General features: G+C 35.4%; 8 protein-coding genes, 2 rRNA genes and 1 other annotated feature. Of the genes, 3 read left to right on the plus strand and 7 right to left on the minus strand.

The window, feature by feature from the left end; translation table 11 throughout:
- Nucleotides 1-110 precede the first annotated feature (110 nt).
- From serS to croR, 4 genes are all read right to left on the minus strand, one after another.
- Nucleotides 111-1391: a serine--tRNA ligase gene (gene serS, locus BMW29_RS13655; protein ID WP_092654312.1), complete on the minus strand. Its 1281-nt coding sequence runs from the start codon at nt 1389-1391 to the stop codon at nt 111-113.
- A 50-nt stretch (nt 1392-1441) separates the two neighbouring features.
- Nucleotides 1442-1676, minus strand: a binding site (T-box leader).
- Nucleotides 1677-1743: 67 nt separating this feature from the next.
- On the minus strand, nt 1744-3081 hold the full coding sequence (locus tag BMW29_RS13660; RefSeq protein ID WP_218139674.1) for a serine hydrolase: 1338 nt from the start codon (nt 3079-3081) through the stop codon (nt 1744-1746).
- A gap of 76 nt (nt 3082-3157) precedes the next feature.
- On the minus strand, nt 3158-4222 hold the full coding sequence (locus tag BMW29_RS13665; protein ID WP_092654319.1) for a sensor histidine kinase: 1065 nt from the start codon (nt 4220-4222) through the stop codon (nt 3158-3160).
- Nucleotides 4223-4265: 43 nt separating this feature from the next.
- Nucleotides 4266-4955: a response regulator transcription factor CroR gene (gene croR, locus BMW29_RS13670; protein ID WP_092654313.1), complete on the minus strand. Its 690-nt coding sequence runs from the start codon at nt 4953-4955 to the stop codon at nt 4266-4268.
- 216 nt (nt 4956-5171) lie between these two features.
- On the opposite strand from croR, the gene BMW29_RS13675 reads away from it, so the two are divergent.
- The 3 genes from BMW29_RS13675 to BMW29_RS13685 are packed head-to-tail and all read left to right on the plus strand — an operon-like array spanning nt 5172 to nt 6296.
- Nucleotides 5172-5699, plus strand: coding sequence for a LytTR family DNA-binding domain-containing protein (locus BMW29_RS13675; protein ID WP_177165797.1), 528 nt, complete (start codon nt 5172-5174; stop codon nt 5697-5699).
- The gene (locus tag BMW29_RS13680; RefSeq protein WP_092654315.1) at nt 5696-6118 is read left to right on the plus strand and encodes a hypothetical protein; all 423 of its coding nucleotides are present in this window, start codon (nt 5696-5698) and stop codon (nt 6116-6118) included. The genes BMW29_RS13675 and BMW29_RS13680 overlap by 4 nt, the downstream gene beginning before the upstream one ends.
- Entirely contained in the window at nt 6108-6296 is a 189-nt protein-coding gene (locus BMW29_RS13685; RefSeq protein ID WP_092654316.1) for a hypothetical protein, read from the plus strand. Before BMW29_RS13680 ends, BMW29_RS13685 begins: the two co-directional genes overlap by 11 nt.
- A 42-nt stretch (nt 6297-6338) precedes the next feature.
- Here BMW29_RS13685 and guaB read toward each other — a convergent pair whose 3' ends face one another.
- The 3 genes from guaB to BMW29_RS13700 form a co-directional block, all read right to left on the minus strand.
- A complete protein-coding gene (guaB, locus tag BMW29_RS13690; protein WP_092654317.1) occupies nt 6339-7817 on the minus strand; it encodes an IMP dehydrogenase in 1479 nt (492 codons plus the stop codon).
- A 210-nt stretch (nt 7818-8027) separates the two neighbouring features.
- Nucleotides 8028-8143: ribosomal RNA gene (gene rrf / locus BMW29_RS13695) — 5S ribosomal RNA — on the minus strand.
- Between the two features lie 114 nt (nt 8144-8257).
- Nucleotides 8258-8348, minus strand: a 23S ribosomal RNA gene (locus BMW29_RS13700); the annotation flags it as partial.

Genomic DNA, 8348 nt, shown 5'->3' on the forward strand with positions numbered 1-8348 from the left:
GCAGTCCCGTTCAATTCCGTGAACGGTTCGTAGTATAAAAATACCGACCAGATTTCTCCAGTCGGTATTCGGTCTAACTTTTGGGTCTCACTACAGACCTCCTTTCTTTTTTATTTTTCTTTTGTAATAACTGTTACGCCACCCATATATGGAACTAAGGCTTCTGGTACAAGTACACTACCATCTTCTTGTTGATAATTTTCTAAAATCGCAGCAACCGTTCTACCAATTGCTAAACCAGAACCATTTAAAGTATGCACATATTCAGGCTTACCTGCTTCTGTACGATAACGAATCATTGCACGGCGCGCTTGGAAATCTTCACAGTTAGAGCAAGAGCTAATTTCACGATACGTATCTTGCGCAGGAATCCAGACTTCCAAATCATAAGTTTTTGCAGCTGAGAAGCCCATATCCCCTGTACATAACGCTAAGACACGATAAGGTAAGCCTAAACGTTTTAAGATTGCTTCAGCATTTTCAGTCATTTTTTCTAATTCATCATAAGAGGTTTCAGGGGCACTTAATTTGACCATCTCCACCTTATTAAATTGATGTAAGCGAATTAAGCCACGTGTATCTCTACCCGCACTCCCTGCTTCTGAACGGAAAGATGGACTTAATGCTGTAAAATAAACAGGTAATGCAGCACCATCTAAAATTTCATCACGATAATAATTGGTTAAAGGTACTTCAGCAGTAGGAATCAGCGTTAAATCTCTATTTTCAATTTGGAAAACGTCCTCTTTAAATTTAGGGAATTGACCTGTTCCAAACATAGAAGCACTATTCACTAAATAAGGTGTCATCATTTCCGTATAACCATGCTCCGTTGTATGCATATCAAGCATAAAGTTATATAAAGCACGCTCAAGTCTTGCACCCATTCCTTTATAAAATACAAAACGACTACCTGAAACTTTTGCCCCACGTTCAAAGTCTAAAATACCAAGTGCTTCAGCTACTTCCCAATGAGGTTTCGCTTCAAATGTAAAGTCATTTGGCGTCCCAAAACGACGAACTTCAACATTATCTTCTTCATCTGCACCCACAGGAACAGATGCATGAGGTAGGTTAGGTAAAGTGGTAGCAATTTCTGTTAAAGCTAAATCGAGCTCTTCTAACTTTTCATCAATCCCTTTAATTTGTTCCCCAACTTCTCTCATTTCAACAATTTTATCATCCGCATTTTCTTTGTTGCGTTTTAAAGTTGCAATTTCACCTGAAACATCATTACGATATTTCTTTAATTCTTCTGTTTGGACAATTAGCTTGCGACGCTCCTCATCTAATGCTACAAATTTTTCTAAAACCTCTGGCTTAACACCACGTGTTGCCAATTTTTGTGAAATCTCTTCAAAAGAACCTCTAATTTTTTTAACTTCTAACATAACTTTCACCCTTTCTTTTTGTATACAAAAAGAGCCATTTCATCCTCATTATATGGGACGAAATGGCTCGGAAATTCGCGGTACCACCCAAATTCAACCTTGTATCAACGACAAAGGTTGCACTCTATACAGATAACGGTCTGTCTTCCGAAACAACTTCGCCAGCTAAACTGTTTTCGTTGTTTACTTCACGCAATGGATTCAGTATTCTCTTCATCAGTTCTCACCAACCACTGACTCTCTTAAGAAGCTAAAAAACTTACTATTTTGCGTTACTAACGTTCTCATCATTATTTTATCACTGACTTCATTCTACTAAGCTTCTGCATTTTTTGCAATACCTTTAAAAGGTTTATCCAAATAATCCAGCAAAGAAATTCTTAATGCCTCGACCCATTAAGACAAAAAAGTTGGCTTTATCTGCATCTTCAGCAGTTTGAACTTTGACTTCCTCACCTGCACCACCATTTAAATAACCTAAGTCGTCCCCTTTTACTTTAACAGTAGCCGTTCCAACTTCTGTATCTTTTTTGATAGGTGCTTCAATTTCATCTTTTTTATTGAGTATTCCTTTTTTAGCAGTGAATGTCATTTCTAAATTTTCAAGTTCAAAATCTTTTGGTACAGGTATTTTAATTGCACCTGTTAATTCGATTTTCACTTCATCTTCTTTACCATCTACAACTGGGAGTGTTTTTTGCTCTGGAATTGTATCTCCTGATTTCGTTACTTCTTTGATTTCCCAATTTGCAAAGATATAATCCATTAGTTTGGCTGTTTCGATAAAACGACTCTTCATATCGCCTTCAGTGCCATCTGCATCTTTAGCATTTAAGACAACCGTAATGATACGCATACCATCTTTTGTAGCAGTTCCAGTAAAACAGGCACCTGCAAAAAGTGTGCTACCAGTTTTTAAGCCATCTACACCTGCATGTTCATAAAGCAATCCAGGAAGCATCCAATTCCAATTCTCCATTAGAATTTCATCTACTGTATCTGGTTGGAATTTTTGAGAAGAAATTTTTGAGGTTTCTAATATTTCTGGATAGTCTTTCAATAATCTTTGTGCAATAATCGCCATACTTTTAGCAGACATTTGGTTTTCATCAGTTTCTTTTGAACCAGGATAAAGATGCCCACCTAAATCCTCATTACTTAAACCTGTACTGTTGTATAGCTGGTAATTCTCAATGCCCCATGATTCAACCTTCTCACGCATTTTATCAACAAAAGCTGGTTCACTACCTGCAATCTTTTCTGCTAGTGCAATAGCTGCACCATTAGCTGAGAAAATGGCCACTGCATCATATAATTCTTTCACAGTGTACTCTTTGGTTTGGGCTAAGGCAACATTAGATAAATTGTTATCTTGACTAATGGCATAAGCATAATCACTCACGCTTACTTTTTGATCCCAACTTAAGTTTCCCGCAGCTACTTCTTCTAAAACAAGATACTCAGTAACCATTTTAGTCATTGAAGCAATCCCTAGCGCTTCGTCTCCATTTTGATTGAATAAAATTTTTCCTGATTCTGCATCCACGGCTAGTGCCGCCCCCGCATTAATAGTGATTGGATTTTCAGCAGCAGCAACTCTATTTACACCAATTTGAGTGAGAGGCATTAAACTACTGAACAAGATTGTCATTGTGGTGAGCCAGAGCCCAATTTTTTTAAAAGATTTCATTTAGTTGCTCCTTACAGCTTTTTGTCTTCATACATTACATGTTAGCGACTTTTTATTTAATTTGCAATTGATTCTGTTAATTTTTTAATATTTCTTTTGATTTAATTGGTAAATAAATGATAAATGCTGTTTTCTTTTCATTAGACTGCGCATGAATCGTCCCATCGTGCAGCTCAACAATACTTTGAGCAATGGCTAAGCCTAAACCTGTTCCACCTGTTTCCGTTGACCTTGATGTTTCAACTCTGTAAAAGCGTTCAAATAACATCTTCAATGAATTTTCTGGGATAGCTGCACCATTATTACTCACAGAAATCATAACCTGCTCATCAAATTTTTGAGCTTTGATTTCAAGTAAAGTCGCATCCTTTCCATATTTAAGAGCATTAGAGAGCAAGTTATTGAAAACGCGCACTAATTTTTCGGCATCTGCTTCAATAAATATTTCAAGATCTGAAACTTCTAAATTAAATGTCACCCCTTTTTGCTCAGCATCCATTTGAAATTCTACTTCCAATTGTTCTAGTAGCTGTACGAGGTTAAATTTAGTAATCGTTAATGGCGTTGAACGTTGTCTTACTTTAGTGTACTCAAACAGATCCTCTACAAGTAGGCTCATTTGCTTAGCTTTTAAATAGGCAACATGCGTATATGCTAGTAATTCTTCTTCATTTTTATATTGCTTATCTTCTATTAACCCCAGATAGCCAATAATAGACGTTAGAGGCGTTCTAATATCATGACTCACATTGGTAATCAATTCATCTTTGGACTTCTCTATGGCTCTTTCTTCCTCCATAGCATCCACTGTACTACTAACAAGAGTATGAATACTCTCAACAACTTTTCCCATATCCCCCTTTAAAGCAAAAGGAATACGATGCTCATAATGCCCTTGAGCAATATAATGTAAATCTTCAATAATATGATTCAGTTGCATTTGCTTAATCCTTCGTTTTAATCTCCAGATAATCACAATTATCGTTAATAGTCCAACAAAGAATAGCGCATAATTTTTAAAAGAATAAATATTTGTAGCTAACTTTAATCCCCAAATGGTCTCTTTTAAATTCGGAAAAGCATAAAAAAGGACTTGTTTAAAGACAATCTCGCTTCCTAAATAAAAGAAATAAACAATCATTCCTGTAACAATTGCTTCAGCAAATAATTCACCTTTATCTTTTCTAGTGAGCTTCAATTTTATATCCTACTCCCCATACAGTTTGGATAACTTTCTCTCCTTCTGTTGCTTCTTCAATTTTATCTCTTAAGTGGCTCACATGAACCATCACTGTTTTTGCTGAAACAATGCTTTCTTGTTGCCAAACCCGTTCAAATATTTCATCCGCACTAAAGACACGATTTGGATGACTTGCAAGCAAATAGAGAATTCCAAATTCTAATGCAGTTAATTGAATGGCATTCCCAGTTAAGGTTGTTACTTCATGAGAATTTTTTTCAATAATTAATGGCCCAATTGCTAATTTATCAGCGGTTTCCTGTTCTGTTTGATATTGACTACGTCTTAATAACGATTTTACACGAGCCATTACTTCCAAAGGATTAAATGGTTTCGCCACATAATCATCAGCTCCCGTTACTAGGCCTTTGATTTTATCCATATCAGCAGTTTTAGCACTTAACATTAAGATAGGTAAGCTTGATGCCTCTCTTACTTCTTTCACAACACTAATACCATCTAATTCAGGCATCATCACATCTAAGATCATCATATCAATATCAGGTACTGTACGTAATTTCACTAGTGCTTCCTTGCCATTATAAGCTTTCTCAACTTCATAACCTTCATTTTTTATATAGATACTTAATAGCTCAACAATTTCTTTATCATCATCAACTACTAATATTTTCATTATGCCACCTCATTTTTTTGTATTCAATCTTCCCCCATATTAACAGATATTACTAAAGTTTTCGTTAAGGAACTCTGAATTTTTTGTATATCTATCTAAAGGAATCTGCTATGGTTATAAAGAATGCAACTTATAACAAAAAATAAACCACTTATAACAGCAACTACTGACAAGCGATTATTTTTACCATATAGTCAAAGTATGAAAGGAGCACATATGAAAATTATCACAGCCAATCCTCTTTTTGAGAAAGAGATTCAAACAAAGCTAAAAGATTGGGAAGCCATTCCTATTACCTTAATTTATCAAAAATTTTATACAAAGACAGATGATTTTGCAATGATTGCATCATTTACACAGCTTCCAGATTTAATTCAATTTTTTAATACTTATCTGCAAGTAACGAGGACTGAAAAAAGACCCTTACTTGGGAAAAAATATGATCGTCTAAAATTGTTAAAAGAAGAAGATATTTTGTACATTGAAGCCATTGGAAGAGATGTCTATGCCTATACACAAACAGATGGGTTCTTAATTCAAGAAAAACTTTACCAGCTAGAGGAGCAACCGGCATTTATACGCATTAATAAATCAACTGTGGTGAACTTTTTAAAAATTGTAACTATTCTTCCATTGCTTAATGGCAAGCTCTTACTAGCCTTAGCAGATGGACAAGAATTAGAGGTCAGTCGAAGTTATGCAAAAACGTTTAAGCATTATCTAAAAACAGGAGGTACTTTATGAAAAAAATAGGGAAAATATTACTTGGCATCAACATATTATTAGCGCTCTATCATTTATATTTCACTTTATTCAATCAACCAAAACTCATTTTAACGATTTACCTACCAGTATTAGCAATCGCTTTACTTGTCTATTTCACGGTAAATCTTTTCTTACACAAATTTAAACATTTAGAAAAACACCCTTTCTTACAAACCCTCATGATTTATCTGATTGGGATTACATTTGCTTGCTTTGCAACCATGTTAAGCAGTGGTTTTACATTAACAAATTTTCTAGCAACATTAAGAACTAATCTACTAGCATTGCCATTATTTATTCCCATCTTTATCTACTGGCAATCTTATCGTAAAAGTTTAAACCGTCAATTATTAAATACGCAAAATAAATTAAAAGGAGTTTTTACAAATGACAAATAATCAAGCTGAATTTGAAATCATGCAATTAAAATTAGAAAATGAGCGTTTAAAAATAGAAAATGAAAGAATTCATCTAGAATTAGATAAGAATGAACGCTTTGATTTTAATAATCTCTGGGTTTTAGTTCCTATCATTGGAATGTTATATGGTTTACTTTATCAATTTGTTTTAAATTAAAAAAAGTGTGTTTGCAATTTCCCTGCAAACACACTTTTTTTATTATTGAATCGAATAATTGGGTGCTTCCTTCGTAATTTGTACATCATGGGGATGAGATTCTCTTAGACCTGCTCCACTCATTCTAACAAACTGTGCATCATCACGAAGAGCTTTCAAGTCTTTTGAGCCTGTATAGCCCATTCCAGATTTCAAACCACCAATCATTTGGAAGATAATATCCTGAACGCTGCCTTTATAAGCAACACGTCCTTCAATACCTTCTGGCACTAATTTATTCGCTTCATTTTCACCTTGGAAATAACGGTCACTAGAGCCTTTTTTCATTGCACCTAAGCTTCCCATACCGCGGTATGTTTTAAAACGACGTCCTTGGAAAATTTCAAATTCACCTGGTGATTCATCTGTTCCAGCTAACATACTACCTAACATAACCACATGTCCGCCAGCTGCAATAGCTTTTACAATATCACCTGAGTATTTAATCCCACCATCAGCAATAATTGTTCGTCCAAATTCTCTTGCAACTTCTGCTGCATCATAAATCGCTGTTAATTGCGGAACGCCTACGCCTGCAACAACACGTGTTGTACAAATAGAACCTGGTCCAATACCAACTTTCACAACATCAACACCAACTTCAAATAACGCACGAGTTCCTTCACCAGTAGCAACATTCCCTGCAATCAAAGTAGCTTTAGGAAAAGCATCACGAATCTCTTTAATCTTGCGAAGAACACCTGCACTATGACCATGTGCTGTATCAATCACAATTGCATCTGCGCCAGCTTCTAGTAATTGCTCTGCACGTTCAAAGGTATCACTCGTAACACCTACAGCTGCTGCGACTAATAAGCGACCATGTTCATCTTTGGCTGCATTTGGAAATTCAATCACTTTTTCAATATCTTTAATAGTAATTAATCCGCTTAAACGACCATTTTGATCAACAATTGGTAATTTTTCAATTTTATGCTGTTGCAGAATTTGTTCTGCATCTTTCAAAGAAGTTCCAACAGGGGCAGTTACTAAACCATCTTTTGTCATCACATCATTAATTTGAATGCTATAATCTGTCACAAAGCGCAAGTCACGATTTGTTAGGATTCCTACTAAAATTCGGTCTTTCATATTGTCTACAATTGGGACACCACTAATACGATACTTTGCCATTAAGGCTTCTGCATCTGAAACAAGATGAGTGGGTGTTAAGAAAAATGGATCAATGATTACGCCACTTTCAGAACGTTTAACTTTTCTTACTTCATCAGCTTGCTCTGCTGCACTCATATTTTTATGAATCACACCTAAGCCACCTTGCCTTGCCATTGCAATCGCCATTTTTGAATCAGTGACCGTATCCATACTCGCACTCATTAAAGGAATATTTAATTCAATATTTTTAGCTAATTGAATACGCATATCTACCTCATTTGGTAAAACATGGCTTTCAGCCGGTACTAATAATACATCATCAAAAGTATATCCTTCTTTAACAAACTTTGTTTCCCAATTTGACATCCTTTATGCACTCCTTATATTTAGATATTTTTAAATGTTATTTACAAAAATAACAGAGAAAAGTACTACCGTCAAGGGCTTTCTCTCGGTTATCGATAAAAGCAGAGAAGTTTTACTCTATTATTAAAATTCTATGTAAAAATCGTCAGTATTATGAAAAACTTCTGAGAATTTAGATATAAAAAAAAAGCATAATAATTTATGCTTTTCGCGTGGCAACGTCCTACCCTTGCAGAGGGAAACCCTCAACTACTATCGGCGCTAAGAAGCTTAACTTCTGTGTTCGGCATGGGAACAGGTGTATCCTTCTTGCCATCGCCACCACACTATTTAATGTTTAAGAGATATTTCGTATCACTTACGTGCTACCTTTATTCTCTCAAAACTGGTATTGAAACAATTTGTATCATCAAGTTTGTATCTTCTTCACCGTTTATTACTTGGTTAAGTCCTCGACCTATTAGTATTGGTCCGCTCCATACATCGCTGCACTTCCACTTCCAACCTATCAACCTGATCTTCTCTCAGGGG

This window comes from Isobaculum melis (assembly GCF_900111355.1).
In the GTDB taxonomy this organism is placed as follows: Bacteria; Bacillota; Bacilli; order Lactobacillales; family Carnobacteriaceae; genus Isobaculum; species Isobaculum melis.

Excerpts from the sequence above, each read along its gene's own strand:
- BMW29_RS13680 (WP_092654315.1), top strand. The coding sequence starts at position 5,696 with ATGAAAAAAATAGGGAAAATATTACTTGGCATCAACATATTATTAGCG.
- BMW29_RS13675 (WP_177165797.1), top strand. The coding sequence starts at position 5,172 with ATGAAAATTATCACAGCCAATCCTCTTTTTGAGAAAGAGATTCAAACA.
- BMW29_RS13665 (WP_092654319.1), bottom strand. The coding sequence starts at position 4,222 with ATGATTGTTTATTTCTTTTATTTAGGAAGCGAGATTGTCTTTAAACAA.
- BMW29_RS13685 (WP_092654316.1), top strand. The coding sequence starts at position 6,108 with ATGACAAATAATCAAGCTGAATTTGAAATCATGCAATTAAAATTAGAA.
- guaB (WP_092654317.1), bottom strand. The coding sequence starts at position 7,817 with ATGTCAAATTGGGAAACAAAGTTTGTTAAAGAAGGATATACTTTTGAT.
- croR (WP_092654313.1), bottom strand. The coding sequence starts at position 4,955 with ATGAAAATATTAGTAGTTGATGATGATAAAGAAATTGTTGAGCTATTA.
- BMW29_RS13660 (WP_218139674.1), bottom strand. The coding sequence starts at position 3,081 with ATGAAATCTTTTAAAAAAATTGGGCTCTGGCTCACCACAATGACAATC.
- serS (WP_092654312.1), bottom strand. The coding sequence starts at position 1,391 with ATGTTAGAAGTTAAAAAAATTAGAGGTTCTTTTGAAGAGATTTCACAA.